This is a genomic window from Xylanimonas protaetiae (genome assembly GCF_004135385.1).
GTDB lineage: Bacteria > Actinomycetota > Actinomycetes > Actinomycetales > Cellulomonadaceae > Xylanimonas > Xylanimonas protaetiae.
Genome location: NZ_CP035493.1, coordinates 3,253,485 through 3,268,059, shown reverse-complemented (window position 1 = coordinate 3,268,059; position 14,575 = coordinate 3,253,485). Strand labels below are relative to the sequence as shown.

At 72.7% G+C, this 14,575-nt stretch carries 12 protein-coding genes and 1 tRNA gene; 7 read left to right on the top strand and 6 right to left on the bottom strand.

All coding sequences use genetic code 11. The annotated features are described in order from the left end of the window. Positions 1-14: 14 nt before the first annotated feature. The 3 genes from ET471_RS15160 to ET471_RS15150 all read left to right on the top strand — a co-directional run bounded on the left by ET471_RS15160 (position 15) and on the right by ET471_RS15150 (position 1,632). Positions 15-617: a dihydrofolate reductase family protein gene (locus tag ET471_RS15160; RefSeq protein ID WP_129189664.1), complete on the top strand. Its 603-nt coding sequence runs from the start codon at positions 15-17 to the stop codon at positions 615-617. A gap of 23 nt (positions 618-640) precedes the next feature. Then, a complete protein-coding gene (locus ET471_RS15155; protein ID WP_129189662.1) occupies positions 641-1,492 on the top strand; it encodes an aminotransferase class IV in 852 nt (283 codons plus the stop codon). Positions 1,493-1,560: 68 nt separating this feature from the next. Then, a tRNA-Val gene (locus tag ET471_RS15150) sits at positions 1,561-1,632 on the top strand. A gap of 245 nt (positions 1,633-1,877) precedes the next feature. On the opposite strand, the gene ET471_RS15145 is transcribed toward ET471_RS15150, so the two are convergent. The 5 genes from ET471_RS15145 to ET471_RS15125 form a co-directional block, all read right to left on the bottom strand. Next, a complete protein-coding gene (locus ET471_RS15145; protein WP_129189660.1) occupies positions 1,878-2,309 on the bottom strand; it encodes a PIN domain-containing protein in 432 nt (143 codons plus the stop codon). Further along, entirely contained in the window at positions 2,306-2,548 is a 243-nt protein-coding gene (locus ET471_RS15140) for a hypothetical protein (protein WP_129189658.1), read from the bottom strand. Before ET471_RS15140 ends, ET471_RS15145 begins: the two co-directional genes overlap by 4 nt. Positions 2,549-2,861: 313 nt before the next feature. Beyond that, complete coding sequence (locus ET471_RS15135; protein ID WP_129189656.1) at positions 2,862-3,218, bottom strand: hypothetical protein; 357 nt, start codon at positions 3,216-3,218, stop codon at positions 2,862-2,864. Positions 3,219-3,228: 10 nt separating this feature from the next. Further along, positions 3,229-3,483, bottom strand: a complete 255-nt coding sequence (locus ET471_RS15130; RefSeq protein WP_129189654.1) for a hypothetical protein — start codon at positions 3,481-3,483, stop codon at positions 3,229-3,231. A gap of 26 nt (positions 3,484-3,509) precedes the next feature. Beyond that, positions 3,510-5,285, bottom strand: coding sequence for a S8 family serine peptidase (locus ET471_RS15125; protein WP_129189652.1), 1,776 nt, complete (start codon positions 5,283-5,285; stop codon positions 3,510-3,512). 429 nt (positions 5,286-5,714) lie between these two features. Here ET471_RS15125 and ET471_RS18690 point away from each other — a divergent pair, with 429 nt between their 5' ends. The 4 genes from ET471_RS18690 (at position 5,715) to ET471_RS15110 (ending at position 12,587) form a co-directional block, all read left to right on the top strand. Further along, positions 5,715-5,852, top strand: a complete 138-nt coding sequence (locus tag ET471_RS18690) for a hypothetical protein (RefSeq protein ID WP_242496319.1) — start codon at positions 5,715-5,717, stop codon at positions 5,850-5,852. After that, positions 5,849-9,259, top strand: a complete 3,411-nt coding sequence (locus ET471_RS15120; protein WP_242496318.1) for an AAA family ATPase — start codon at positions 5,849-5,851, stop codon at positions 9,257-9,259. The genes ET471_RS18690 and ET471_RS15120 overlap by 4 nt, the downstream gene beginning before the upstream one ends. A gap of 264 nt (positions 9,260-9,523) precedes the next feature. Further along, positions 9,524-10,264 (top strand): hypothetical protein, encoded by a 741-nt coding sequence (locus ET471_RS15115; protein WP_129189650.1) that lies wholly within the window; start codon positions 9,524-9,526, stop codon positions 10,262-10,264. 19 nt (positions 10,265-10,283) lie between these two features. After that, complete coding sequence (locus ET471_RS15110) at positions 10,284-12,587, top strand: hypothetical protein (protein WP_129189648.1); 2,304 nt, start codon at positions 10,284-10,286, stop codon at positions 12,585-12,587. A 17-nt stretch (positions 12,588-12,604) separates the two neighbouring features. Here ET471_RS15110 and ET471_RS15105 read toward each other — a convergent pair whose 3' ends face one another. Then, entirely contained in the window at positions 12,605-14,575 is a 1,971-nt protein-coding gene (locus tag ET471_RS15105; RefSeq protein ID WP_129189646.1) for a DUF2264 domain-containing protein, read from the bottom strand.

The following is a 14,575-nucleotide window of genomic DNA, read 5'->3' as shown; positions in this document are numbered from 1 at the left end:
GTCGTCGGACGGGCATGACCCACGTCACCTGCGACCTCGCCGTCACCCTCGACGGCTACGCCGCCGGCCCGTCCCAGACGTCCGAGCGGCCGTTCGGCGAGATCGACACCATGACCCTGCACGCCTGGCACCTCGAGCTCGTCGACCGGCACCAGGCCGAGCACGACGCCATCGTCGGCGCCGACGCCTACGTCATGGGCCGCAACATGTTCTCGCCCAAGGCGCCCGGCCCGTGGCCCGACGACTGGATCGGGTGGTGGGGCGCCGAGCCGCCCTACCGGGCGCCCGTGTTCGTGCTGACGCACCACCCGCACGACCCCATCCCTCTCGACGGCGGGACCACGTTCCACTTCGTCACCGACGGGCCCGCGACCGCGCTCGCGCAGGCGCGCGAGGTGGCCGGGGCGGAGGGGCGCGTCTCCGTCGCCGGGGGAGCGACCACCGTCAACGCGTACCTTGCCGCCGGCGAGATCGACGAGCTGCGGCTGCACGTCGTGCCGTACGCCGCCGGGCTCACCGGCGCGCCGCGGCTCTTCGACGGCGTAGGGCCCATCGCCTGGAGCGCCGTCAGCGGGCGCTGGACGCCCGAGGTGACGCACCTGGTGTACCGGCGCTGAACCGCTCGGGCAGACTGGCCCGTATGAAGACGGTGGTGTGGGTCAACGGTCGGCTGGTCGGCGAGTCCGAGGGCACGCTGAGCGCGCTCGACCACGGCATCACCGTGGGCGACGGGGCGTTCGAGACGTGCACGCTCGTCGGCGGCGACGTGTTCGCGCTCACGCGGCACGTCGCCCGGCTACGCCGGTCGCTGCAGGGCCTGGGCCTCGACCTGACGCCCGACGACGAGGCGCGCGTCCGGGCCGGCGTCGAGGCCGTGCGCGCCGCCGCCGGAGCCGTCGACGGGCGGCTGCGCATCACCGTCACGTCCGGCGTCGGGCCGATGGGATCCGGGCGGGCACCCTCCTCGTTCACCGTGGTGGTCGCCGCGCAGGCCGGCGTCATGGCCGCCGAAGGACGGTCCGTGCGCTCGCCGTGGACCCGCAACGAGCGCTCCGCCGTCGTCGGGCTCAAGACCACCTCGTACGCCGAGAACGTCGTGGCGCTCGCGGACGCCGTCGCCCGCGGGGGAGACGAAGCCCTGCTCGCGAACACCCGCGGGGAGCTGTGCGAGGGGACCGGGTCCAACGTGTTCGTCGAGGTGGGCGGAGAGCTGCTGACGCCGCCGCTCGACTCTGGGTGCCTCGCCGGGATCACGCGCGAGCTGGCGCTCGAGTGGGGGACGGAGGCGGGGCTTCCCGTGCGCGAGGCGGTGCTGCCCTTCGCCGTGCTCGACCAGGTGACCGCCGGGGAGGCGCACCTGGTCGTGACGTCGTCGGGGCGGAACGTCCAGCCCGTGACCTGGCTCGACGGGGTCCCTGTCGCCGCCGGGCCTCTGTCCCTGGCCGCCCGCGAGCTGTTCGACCGGCTGCACCGGGAGCGGCTGGACCCCTGACCTGGCGCGCGACCGCAACGGGTTTGGAGCAGGCCCGGATCGTTGCTAAGGTCTTCCACGCACCACCGGGGCGATTGGCGCAGTGGTAGCGCGCTTCGTTCACACCGAAGAGGTCACTGGTTCGAACCCAGTATCGCCCACCCGAGAAAGGGCCCTCCGACCAGCGGGAACGCTGGGACCGGAGGGTCTTTCGCTTGTCCGAAGGCGCCCGCCGGTCGCGGTGCTTCATCAACTGCTTCATCACGCGCCTGGACTGACCCCTTCGTTGGGTATCTGGAACAGGGGCTCCATGTGCCAGTCCGGCCGACGGCGGCGACCGGGGCGAACTTGTCCATGAAGGTTGCGCCGTCCTGAAGCACGGGTCGCGTAACCGACGGGAGTCTGCCTATCGCAGCACCAGCAGATGCTTGCGGTCGGATGAAGCGATGGACGTCTCGATCCGGGCGTCGGTGGTGACCAGGACTGCGCCGCGGGACGCTGCGAGGTTGAGCAGATGGAAGTCGGGCACCTGTCTGGTCCCGGCCATCTTGGTCGTGTCGATGAAGGGTGCCGTGAGGGTGGAGTCGTCGGGCCAGAAGATCGCGCCCGGCTCCATGCGCAGACGGGACAGCGCCGTCAGCGCTAGGAGCACGTTTCCCGTCGGGTTGACGGCGGTGCTGGACAGGGCGCGGACCATGCCGGTCTCGGTCAGGGCGCAGGTCGCGAACACCGGGCGCGAGTCGAACCACTGTGAGGCGACGACGTGGTGCTTGCTCGACTGGATGTGAGCTGCGACCAGGACGTTGACGTCTGGAAGAAAGATGGCGGGGCGGGTCACTCGAAGTCCTCGTCGTCGCCGTACAGGGCGTTGTCGACGTCATCTCGCGTGATGGCGCGCGCGGGGCCTGGGAACACCATCCGTCCCGGCGGCGCGGTGCCCCCGGCGCGGTCTCCGCGCTCAGCGAGGCGGACGAGCGTGGCGGCTCGTGGCTCACCGGGCAGGGCGTTGCGCCCGATCAACGCGGTGATCTCCGGGTTGTCGGTGACATGGATTCGTCGTCGTGCAACCGCGCTCATGGCATCCATGTTTGCCCCAAACCGGGAATCCATTCCTGGGGATGGCGGCGGTCTGCACCATCAAGCGGCCTGACCACCCGGGATCGGGCGTCGCCACGCACAAGGCGCCTCCTCGGGGAGGTTCGCGCTCACCGAACGCGTGAGCCTCGTGAGGAGGCACCAGGATCGAGGCCGGCGACGCACTCATCGAGCTCCAGTGGCTGCCTAGCGCCGCGGAGCCTGGGTGCTTCAGCGCTCCGGGCGCTCCAGGGCACGTCCGACTCGACTCACACCGAAGATGTCACTGGTTCAGGTCAGGGCTGATACGGCGCGGCTAGAACGTGGGGGCCGGGCCGCCGTCGGTGTCGGGTGCGGTGTCGGCGAGGTGTTCGACGACGTCACGCGCTGGTGTGGGAGCCTCCACCGCATCCAGCGCCTCGGCCTTGAGCGCCTCGGCGGAACCCCCGGTGAGGGCGTCGAACAGCCACGACGGCGGGCTACCTGCGTCGACGGCGCGGCCTGCGGCAGCGGGACCTGCGGCGTCCAGACCCGCGGGACCATCGAGCGTGCCGTCGGCGAGCCCGCCGTCGACCACCTCGCTTGCCGCGGCGGGATCGGCGGAGTGCACGCGTGCGACGACGGCGCTGGACACGGAGGCGACGTCGTCGAGCTCGATGATGATCCTGGTCATGGCGTGCTCCTTAGTTGAGGACCGCGTAGCGCGCCTCGATGTTGACGGCTTGGTTGGAGAGGTTCCGGATCACGATCCAGTAGGTGATCGCGGTGGCCGACGCGCGCTCCACCTCGACGTCCCACTCGATCTGGCGGACCCCGGTTCGCGGGGTCGTGGACACGACGTTCCAGATGACGTGCGACTGCTGGGGCCAGCCGAAGGTGAACCAGCGCTGGGTCGCGTTGGCGGGCAAGGTGCCGGTGAACTGAACTCCGACGTGCATGGTCGTTCCTCCTTGATGGAGCCGGGCTACTGGCCGAGCACCGCGAAGCGGGCTTCGACGTCGATGGACGCGGACGTGAGGTTCGTGATCTCGATCCAGTAGGTGATCGTCGCGTCCGAGGCGCGCTCCACCTGGACCTTCCACCGCAGCTGCCGGACGCCGTTGCGCGGGATGGTGGGGACCACCGTCCAGTAGACGTGCCAGTGGGCCGGCCAGCCGAAGGTGAACCAGCGGGCCGTCTGGCCGGCCGCGAGCGAGCCGGTGAACTGGGTGCCCGTGTGGTTGACGGTCCGCAGCGCCTCCGGGACGAGCGAGCGGAGGTCGGGAAGGTTGCCGATCCTCTGGGTGGCGGGGCGGCTCGGCTCGTCCTGCTGCGCCGACCCGGTGGACCGCAGCAACGCACGCGCCCGTGCCGGGGACAGCGGGATCCGGCCGCGCGCCTTGAGGACGCCCTGTGTCGCGGCGAGCGCGCCCGTGACGATCGGGGAGGCGCTGGACGTCCCTCCGAAGTCGTCGGTGTACCACCGGTCCTCGTCTGTGCCGCCCTGCAGGTCGCCGTACCCGGTGGTCGTGACGCCACCGCCCCAGCCCTGGGCGTCGACGAGCGCACCCCAGTTGGAGAACCCCAACCGGGAGCGGTCGTTTCCCCAGGTGAACCCGTGCGTCCCGACCGGTGGCGCACCCGCACCCACGACGATCGCGCCCGAGTCCCGGTTCGCCCGCCGGAACGGGTTGGTCCAGCCGGACGGGAAGCCCGAGGGTCGCGTCTCGTACAGCCTGCCGTCCAGGTCCTGTGCCCCGTTCCCGGCGGCTTCGACGACGACGATGCCCCGCGCGACCGCGTATCGGATTGCCGCGAAGTCGTCCTCCCACCACTCGACGGCGATGTAGCCGTCCTGGTCGTTGCGCGACGCGAAGTCGTGCAGCGGCCCGGGGCGGTGCATCTCAAGGAGGATGAGGTCACCAGGTGAGAGCAGGTCGGCGGACTGTCGGATGGCCGACGACGACCCGATCCCGCCGTGTGAGATCGTCCGGATGTTCGCGTTCGGGGCGATGCCGGTGATGCCGAACAGGTTCTGGTCGCCGCTGATCTCCCCGAGCACCGCGGTGCCGTGGTTGCGCCAGTCGATCACGTCGTCGAGCCGGGTGCCGGCGACGACGCCGCCCTGGTTGGCAGTGAGGTCCTCGTGAGTGAACCGCCAGTTGCCCTCGATGTCGATGATCTGCACGCCGTCGCCGCGGCCGCCCGTCTGCGTCCATGCCCAGCGGGCGTCGACGCCGCCGGGGGCGGGGTCGAGGTACCCCTGCCGTGAGGTGAACCTCTCGAAGACGTCGAACAGCTTGAGGTTGTCGACGTCGACGGCGTAGTCGAGGCGCCACAGGGGCGGGATGGTCGGCGGCTTGACGTACACGCCGTCGATCGCCTTCTCGCCGGCGAGCCGGTCGAGCAGCCTGGCGAACACCCTGTCCCGCGCCTCGGCCGGGGTCCCGTCCGGGAGCTGGACGCGGTAGAACAGCGACAGGTCGGGCACCTCGATGCCGCTGACCTCGGTGGCCCTGCGCGCCTTGGCGGCGGCCACCTCCTCGAGGCCGAACACCGGGCGCAGCTCCGCCGCCGACTCCCCGAGCAGCGTGGTCAGCGGGGCCACCGGTGCCCGCCGCACCGACTGCAGGCCCTCGAGGGTGGCGCGCAGCCCGGCGGCCGGCGTCGACACGACGATGAGCTCGGCCTCGCCCCGGAACGCGGCGGGCAACGTGGCGCCGTCTTGCGTCGACGGTGCGGGAGGGACCTTGACCGGCATGGCGCACCTCGGTGTGGCTCGGAGGACTTTCTCTGGTCCGAGGGAGCGTGGGGGGCGCGCTCTTGATACGGGCCCGCGGGCGAGCACGGGTCCGAGCTGGAGCCGTGCAGGTCAGGCAGGACGAACGTGCCGTCGTCGGCGATGCTGGAGCGGTCCCGTCGTTGAGCAGCGGGCACTTCCGTGTACGGGGTCAGGTCGGCGACGGCGCGGCGGTTGGCACATGGTGGCGGTCGCCGTACGGGGCGACGCAATCCGCCTCTGCGGGCTCCGAGCGCCGTGGGCCGGGTAGGTTTCGTCCCGCCGACGTGCTCAGGCAACTCGGCTTCGAGGCGCGCCCGCGCCAGCTCGACGCCGCCGACCGGATCATCCCGGTGATGCAGGGGGTTCGTCGGCGCGGACCGTCGACGGACCATGTGGACAGGGCGGGGAATGGGCGACCTGTTCGAGGACCTGATCTGGGGGCGCCACGCGGCCCGGGTCACGGCTGTCGTCATCGGCCAGATCGACGTTGGCGAGGGCGCGCGTTCGGCGTCGGCCAGACTGCACAGCAAGGGAGACGAGCGTTGACGGAGTCCAGCATCTTCGACCTGTACTGCGTGCGGGTGTCCGTCGACGAGGGCTCGGTGGCGGTCAGCGCGACCAACGTGCTCGGTCGTGGTGCGCTCGGTGCACGTGAGGTCGTGATCCCGCTCGACCGGATCGGCCAGGTGCGCTTCAAGGCGGCGACGCGCCTGGTCAACGGCGTGATCACCATCGAGCGGGACGGTCCCGCGGTGCAGCTTCACTTCCGCAGGAAGCAGACCGGAGCCGCAGAGGCACTCCTTCGCACCGTCGAAGCCGCGCGCACACGCGTCGGCTCGGCACCGAGCGTCTCCGAGCCTGTCGTCGTCCAGGTGGAGTACCTCGCCGCGACGTCGTCGTACCCGGTCCCCGCAGCCGACCTCCCCGCGTGGGTCGTCGATCTTGCGCCGCAGGACGACCGGCGGGGGTACGCGTTCGCGTGGCGACCGGCGACGCGGCCGCGGGTGGGTGACGTCGGCATCGATGATGCCGGACGTGCGGTCGTCGTCGTGGGCTTCGGGCGCCATGGATATGACGGACCCGTGCGCGACGTCGTCGAGCTTCTGCCTGGCAACGTCATCGACGTCGTCGCGCAGGCTTCGCCTCCGCCGACGGCAGACGACGCGGTGGTGTCAGTGTCCCCGGCGAAGCGCATCGAGCTGACCGAGGAGTTCGAGGCAGCGCTGGGGATCCTCGCCTCGGGCGGTTCGATGTTCCTGACAGGGAAGGCGGGGACGGGCAAGTCGACGCTGATCCGGCACTTCATGGAGTCGACCCGGCGTCGCGTCGTCGTCGCGGCCCCCACGGGGATCGCCGCGCTGAACGTCGACGGCCTGACCCTCCACCGCCTGTTCTCGTTCGGGGCGAGCACCACGCTCGACGACGTCGAGACGGGCGACTACCGGCCGAGGAGGTTCGCGCGCGAGATCCGGGGGATGGACACCCTGATCATCGACGAGGCGTCGATGGTGCGGGCGGACCTGCTCGACCAGATCGAGGTCGCGCTGCGCCGCTATGGGCCGCACCCGGGCAAGCCGTTCGGAGGCGTGCAGGTCGTGCTCGTGGGCGACCTGTTCCAGCTGCCGCCCGTCGTGCCTGAGCGGGAGAAGGCGTGGCTCGCGTCGCGGTACGAGACGGAGTACTTCTTCTCCGCGCGCGCCTTCTCGCGTGATCGGTTCCCGACGGTGGCGCTCACCAAGGTGTTCCGCCAGCTCGGCGACGATCGCCTGACCGGCCTGCTCAACGCGGTCCGCGAGGGGCTGCTCGCCGACGAGATGCGGGCCGACCTCAACACCCGCGCCGACGGCGCGTTCGAGCCGCCGGCCGACGAGTTCTGGCTGACGGTCGCCCCGACGAACTCCATCGTGACGTCCCGCAACCGCGCCGCACTCGAGCGCCTGCCTGGAGAAGCGTTCCACCGCGCGGCGACGACGTGGGGTGACACCTCGAACTTCGACAGCCCCGTCGAGGACGTGGTGGTGTTCAAGGTCGGGGCGCAGATCATGCTGCTCAACAACGACACGGCCGACCGCTGGGTCAACGGCACGATCGGGCGCGTCGAGAAGGTCGACGGGGACGCCGTCGTCGTGCGTCTCAACGGCGGCGACGTCGTCGAGGTCACCGCGCACACGTGGGAGGTGACGGAGCCGCGTTTCGTCGACGGTGCGATGTCGCGCGAGGTGGTCGGCGGGTACACGCAGCTGCCGTTCAAGCTCGCCTGGGCCGTCACGATCCACAAGTGCCAGGGACTCACGCTTGACCGGCTGGTCGTCGACCTGTCCGGGGGCACCTTCGCGTTCGGGCAGGCGTACGTCGCGCTGAGCCGGTGCACCTCGATGCAGGGTCTGGTGCTCCATCGCCCGGTGGAGGCCCGCCACCTCCAGACCGACCGGCGGGTCGTCCGCTTCCTCGCGGCGGCCTCGGGGGCGCAGGCGCGCGGCCACGTGGCGGTCGCTGCCCTGCTCGTCGGAGCCGACGACGTCCGCTCGAAGCCGAGGCCGGTCGAGATCGCACTCGCCTTCGACGACGGGACCGAGTTCTCGACGCTCGTCAACCCCGAGCGGGACCTGACCGGAGCGCGGGAGGCCTTCGACCTCGGGGTCGACGACATCACCCTGGCGCCGAACCTCGCCCAGGCGTGGTCGGTCCTGGCCAGGCTCCTCGACGGCGCCGTGGCGGTGGGCGTCGACGTCGACCGCACGCTCGGCTACGTCGACTGGGAGCTCAAGCGGCTCGGGGTCGTCCGTCCGTTCCCGCCCGGTGTTGTCGTCGACCCCAGCCACGCCAAGGGTGACGAGGCGGCGGAGCTCGCCGCGCCGTCGGCGCTGCGCCGCGCGCGGGCCGCCCTGGCCATCTTCCGCCGTGACGGCGGGGAGGGCGGGGCTGCCTTCGAACCGGCGAACGCTGAGGACCAGGCGTCGTACGTCCTGACGCGGGACACGGTGACCGTGCCCGACGCCGGGCCGGCGCTGGCGTCGCTCATCAGCGCGAGCCGCACCGTCAGCGACGCCATCCTCCACGGCGTCCCCGCTCCACCGGAGTCGGCGGCGGGCAACGAGATGATCCGGCAGGTCGTCACGGCCCGGCTCACGTCCGTGGCGCAGAAGTCCGCGGGGCTGTCGCCCACCCTCGTCGAGCGGCTGAGCCTGCTCATGCCGATGCTCGGGACGGACCTCGGCGCCGAGCTCGCGTGGGCGGGCGGTGCCGATGCCGCATCGGCGGTGTATCGCGGTGCGCGCGTCTGCTTCACGGGCGACGCCATCGGCCCCGACGGTTCCCCGCTCTCACGCGCGGAGATGAACGAGCACGCCGAACGCATCGGACTCGCTCCGGTGAACAACGTCACCAAGACGCGGTGCGACCTCCTCGTCGTCGCCGAGCTCGGCACCCAGTCCGGCAAGGCACGCAAGGCAGCCGAGTACGGCAAGCCGGTGATCTCGGTCGCCGACTTCCTCGCAGCGGTCCCCGGCGACCCACCCGTGGTGCCGCCACCCACGCGAACGCGTCCCCCGCAGCCCACGGCCTTCGACGGCGCCACCGACCCGGTGCCCCCGACGGAACCGATCGTCCGAGCGGCAACAATGCCTGCGCGGGCCCGCCGACCTCGCGCCGTCGAGGCGGCCGAGGCCCTCGCGCTCCAGCGCGACGGGCGCACGCTCGATGACATCGCTGCGGTGCTCGGCAAGTCGCCGTCCACCGTCAGCGACTTGCTCTCCGACGCGCGGTTCTACGAGTCGCCCGAGGGGCAGCCCGAGCGGCTCGCGCTCGCGCGCCGGGCCGCGGAGCTCCGAGCGACCACCAGCATGGGCAAGGCGGAGATCGTCGCCCTGCTCGACCTGGGCAGGAAGGCGGCCGACCGCGTCTTCCGGGACGCCGAGCTCGTCGCGAGCCGAGCGGAGGCCGGGAGCGACTGAGCACATCGACGGCTCGCGTGCGATCGATCCGCGTTCCGAGGACGGTGTCGCACCGTCCGCCGCGGCGCTCGCCCGCGCCGGCATCGCGGCTCGTCGACGAGGCGTGCGAGGTAGTCGTCCACAACGACTTTCCGAAACCCTTCGAGCCGCTCAGCCGCCGCACAATCACCCGCTGCCGACCGGGCGCGATGCCGTGGGCCGACCCATGCTGAGAGCACTGCGACGCACACGCAGCGTGGCGTCTCGTCCAGACGGGAGTCGGCGATGTCGGCGAGGGACTTCAGCAGGCTGGTCCGGGGAGCCACGGGCTTCCTCGGCGCGTACCCCCAGATCGTCCCGGTGCACGTGGGGGACTACTTCGACCAGAACGACGAGGGCGTGCTGGTCAAGCTCGGGAACGTGCTCGACTGGCCGGGGTGGCGGGACGCCGTGCCGGTCGAGAGCGAGCCGGTCCCCGGGTCGGAGACGTACTACGACGGCTGCAGGCGCGTCACCGACGTCGGGGCCGGTGCCAAGGCCGCCATACCCGCCGCGCCCGGCGTGAGCGTGCAGGCGACGGCGTCGTTGACCTTCACGCGCGAGAGCGGGTTCGCCCTCGCCTACGAGGGGGCGACGCGCACCCGCGTCCGCGAGATCCCGCCGGTGCAGCGGCGGATCAAGGAGCTCGCCCGGACCGGCGGGTGGAACGAGAGGTGGATCCTGGTCGTCGAGGTGATCGAGGCCGAGTCCGCGACCCTCGTCGTCAGCCGCGAGAGCGGGTCGTCCGTCGACCTGAAGGCGAACACCGACCTGCCCGAGCCCCTCAAGGACGTCGCCATCGCGGACGCGAGGCTGGGGTGGAGCGCCTCGAACTGGAGAGGCAGCGGGTACACGTCGCTCTGCGCGAAGGGCACGCCGCTGTTCCACTGCGTCAAGGTGAGAAGGGGACTGTTCGGGCGCCTCACCACGGAGATCCTCGGGCCCGAGGACCTGGCCGACGTGTTCACCGACGACCCGTTCGAGTGACCTGCCGCCGGAGCCCGCGATGGATCTCGACGCCCTGCAGAGCGCCCTCGGGGACGAGGCGTTCTCGATCCTGTCCGTCACCGACCGTGCCGGCACCACGCCCGGCCTGGAGACCGGCGGGATCGTGGACCTGGGCTCGCTCGCCAACGTCACCGTCGACGTCGTCGGCACGCGCGCCGAGGCGTACACCCGGATCGGAGCGCGCCGCTACGACGTGCTCCTGCTCCAGGACGACGACGAGCCCGACGACCTCGAGGAGCTGATCGCCCAGGCCCGTTCGGCGACGGGCCTGATCGTCGTCCAGGGCGCGCGGCGGCGCTCGTGGACCCCTTTGCGGGCGATCCTCGCGGGCGCCGACACCTACGCCACGACCGCCGCCGAGGGGATCGAGGCCGTCGTCGAGCACGTGCTGCGGCCCGCCAGGAAGCCCCTGGCCAGGATGTCGGACCTGCTCACGCCGGTGCTCGCCCGGTACGGCTCGACGCCGCACGTGCTGCTCGACGCGATCCAGACGGGTGCCGGGTCGGCCACCTCGGCGACGACGCTCAACGAGCTCGTCGAGCAGGCGATGGCGAGCGTGGTGGGCGGTGCCGCCGCGACCGAGGCGGCGCCCGACGTCGAGCGGGTGCTGGAGGCGACGCTCGACGAGGCGGGCGGGGCGCCGTCGGGGGAGCTGTTCTGGAACGTCCGGTTCCCGGAGGACGCCGGGATCCTGCGGAACCGGCCGCACCTGGTCTCGGCCGGCGGGACGTACCCGTTCGAGACGGCGCTCGAACGGGCCGTTCGGGAGGCGGCGCTCAGCCAGGCCCTCGACGCCACGGCGGTGCTCGGGCGGAAGGTCGCCTTCGTGCTGCGGGCGCGCAACGGACGGTTCACCGACGCCGACGGTGCGACGCACGCCGTCGTCGGCTCCGCGCCGGTCGACTGCGCCGAGGACGGGACGCCGCCGTACCGGGTCTCGTTCACGGCGGGCGAGGCCGGACCGGCCCGGATCACCGTGGCGCTCCTGGTCGACGGCGGGTCGGTCGCGGAACAGGTCGTCGACCTCGACGTCGTCGGGGTCGGGGCCGGGGCCGGAGCCGGGGCCGGGGCCGGAGCCGGGGCCGGGTCCGGTCCGGGCGCCGCGCCCGGCACCGAGGCACCGGTCGTGATCCCGATGACGTCGATCACCGACCGGACCGGTGCGGACCTGCGCCTGGAGCTGACCGACCGGACGGCGTCGCTGCACGTGGGCAACGTGCTGCAGCACCGGGTGGAGTGGGAGCGCGACCTGACGACCTTCGTCGCCGGTGGCGCCCACTACGCCTACCAGGGGCTGCGGGCCCTGTCCCAGCGCTTCCCCGCGGGTGCGGACCTCGCGCTCCTGGGCGACGACGCCGGACGGTCGGCCGTCGAGCTCGCGAGGATCGGGTCGCGGCTCCACCGGAGCGTGTTCGCGACCTGGGCGAAGGGGGCTCCGCCGGTCGAGCTCACCGAGCTGGCCGACGTGGTCCGCGAGACCCCGGCGAGCTCGCCGCCACGCCAGCTCCAGGTCATCGCCGGCACCTATCCGCTGCCGTGGGGGCTGCTGTACGACAAGGAGCTGCCGGACGACCCTGGCCCCGACGACGTCGACCCACAGGGCTTCTGGGGCGTGCGCTTCGACATCTACCGCGACGTCGTGCCCCAGGCCCACGGTCGCAGCGTGCATCGCGGCGCCGCCTGCGCGCTCAAGCCCGTCGTCGGGGAGCACGTGCCGCGCGGCGACCAGCAGCGGGACTTCGTCGGTGTGCTCCGGGGCCGCGCGTCGTCGTCGTCCACGGTGCAGGACGTCGCGACGATGCCGGACGACCTGCGCACGTGGGCCGAGAGCGGCGACGCGAGCGACCTGCTCTACCTGTTCTGCCACGCGGTGCCCGCGAACCCCGTCACCGCGCTCGGGACGGGCACGGAGGACAGCGTGCTCGGCTTCGGCGTCGCGGAGGACGACCCATCCCGGGTCACGCTCGAGGACCTGGGCACGTGGTGGGGCAGGCCGCGCGACAGCAACCCGGTCGTCATCCTCAACGCCTGCGCCTCCGGCCAGGCGGACGCGATCTTCGGGGCGCCGTTCGTCGACTTCTTCACCCGGACGTGGCGGGCTCAGGCCTTCATCGGCACCGACTGGAGCGTCCACGCTGCCATGGCCGACGGCGTCGGGCAGGCTCTGCTCACGGCGATCTACTCCGAGCGGAGGTCGCTGCGGGACGCCCTGCGGACGGTCATCGACGCGGGGGTGAGACAGGGCAACTACTTCCCGCTGATGTACGCGATCTTCGGGCCGAGCAACGTGCAGTTCGCGTGAGCGTGGCGCCGCGGCGCTCACCCCACCGCACCGTCGACGGGAAGCACGATCACCGTCGGGATGCTCTCGCCGTCGCGCCACGGGGCGACCGTGACCTCGAGACCGCCGTCACCGGGAAGCCACCGGGCGTCGACGTCCGGCACGACGCCGGGCAGCGGCTCGGCGACGGCGTCGAGGCCGACGACGCTCACGAGCAGCGCCGGGGTGCCGGCGGCCTCGAGCACGGGGACGAGCGCGTCGTTCCCGAACGCGGTGCGTGCCGTGGTGTGGAGGCGCGCGGTCGTCCAGCCGTGGAGGCCGACGGTCCACGCCGTGAGGTCGCCGGAGCGTGCCCAGGCGGCCGGGCGCGGTCCGCTGGACGCCGCCCCGTGGGCGGGTGCGCGCCCGGCGACGCACGGGCCGCCCTCGCGGGAGCCGACGACGGGGCGGCCGGACGCCGTCCCGGTCACGCGGTGGAGGCGCACCTCCACGCCGGGCGCGGCCGCCGTCACGGTCGTCACCTGCCACCCGTCGGGGCGCTCGACGTCGTCAGGCTGCCAGGACGGGCGGTGCGTCGAGGTGCCGCGGACGGTCGTGCCGTCGGCCGCGACAGGGGCGCCGCGCAGGATCTGCACGCGACGGGACGGGACGCCGTCGTCGCGGACGAGCGCGAGGTGCTCCTCGACGGCGTCGTCGGGCTCAGGGACGGGGCCGGTGTGGGTCGTGTACGCGAGCCGGGAGTAGTACGGGTCGTCGAACCCCGTGAGCGTGGGGTAGTGGTCGCTGCCGTGGTTCGCCGCGCGCACGACGCCGCGCCGCGTCCGGGTCAGGGCGAGCCCGGGCACCGGGAGCGCGACCGCCCGCTCGTCGTCGGGGAGCCGCTCCTCGGTCGCCGTCCACACGGGGTGGCCGGCGGGCAGGGCGAGGCCAGCGAAACCCTTCGACGCCCACATCGGCGACCCGGGGCCCGAGTAGGGCTGGGCGATCGGCGGGTACTCAGACAGCCAGCCCGTCGTGAGGTGCCCGTCCGGGGCGAGCGCACCGCCGTCGACGAAGTGCCGGACGGTCGACGAGCCGAGCGTGCGCAGCTGCCCGGGGCGCAACGGCACGGCGTCGTGGAGCGCGGCCGTCCAGAACGGGGCGAGCGCGGCGAAGCGGTAGGTGAGCGAGCGGCCCTGGTGCAGCGGGCGCCCCTCCGCGCCGAACGTCTCGACGAGCTGCTCGAGGAAGCGGCGCGCCCGCGCGGCGTAGCGGGCGCCGAGCTCGGCGGCGAGGTCGGGCGCGCGGTCGGCGGCCAGGCGCGCCCACCACAGCGGGTAGAAGTGCATCGCCCAGCCGGCGTAGTGGTCGAACCGCTGCCCGTCGCCGTCGGAGTACCAGCCGTCCCCGCGGTACCAGCGCTCGATGCGCGCGAGCGTCGCCTCGACCTCGTCGGCCCGGCGCCGGCGCAGCGCGTCCGAGGCGTCATCGTCGAGGTGGAGCAGCACCTCGTCGACGACGGTGGTGAACAGCGTCCAGTTGTTGTCGTGCGTGCGCGCGCCGGTGGCGTGGCCCAGGTAGCGGGCCGTGCTCGCCCGGGTCGGCTCCGGGAGCCGGTCCCAGAACGTGTCCCGCGTCAGGCCGAGCCCGAGGGCGAGCGCGGCGGACTCGACGATCGGCTGGTACCGGTCCGCGGGCAGCGGCCAGGCGTCGGGGTGGGCCGGGTCGGTGCCCGCGGCGAACCCGTCGGCGTACCAGGACAGCGACCCGCCCGCCGCCTCGGGCTCGCCGGCCACGCGGAACGCTGCACCCAGGAAGCTGCGGGCAAAGCCCTCCAGGCCGTCGGAGTCGGCGCCCGCCCGCGAGGACCGGCCGTCGAACGTGATCCGGGCGCCCGACGCGCTCGCGTGCCGGCGGCACGCGTCGAGGACCCGTTCGAGGACGGCGACGTGGTGCGCGCGGGTCCAGCCGGTCACCGGGCTGAGGTCGAGGTCGAGGGGCGGCAGGGCGAGGGACGTCGTCGTCGGCAC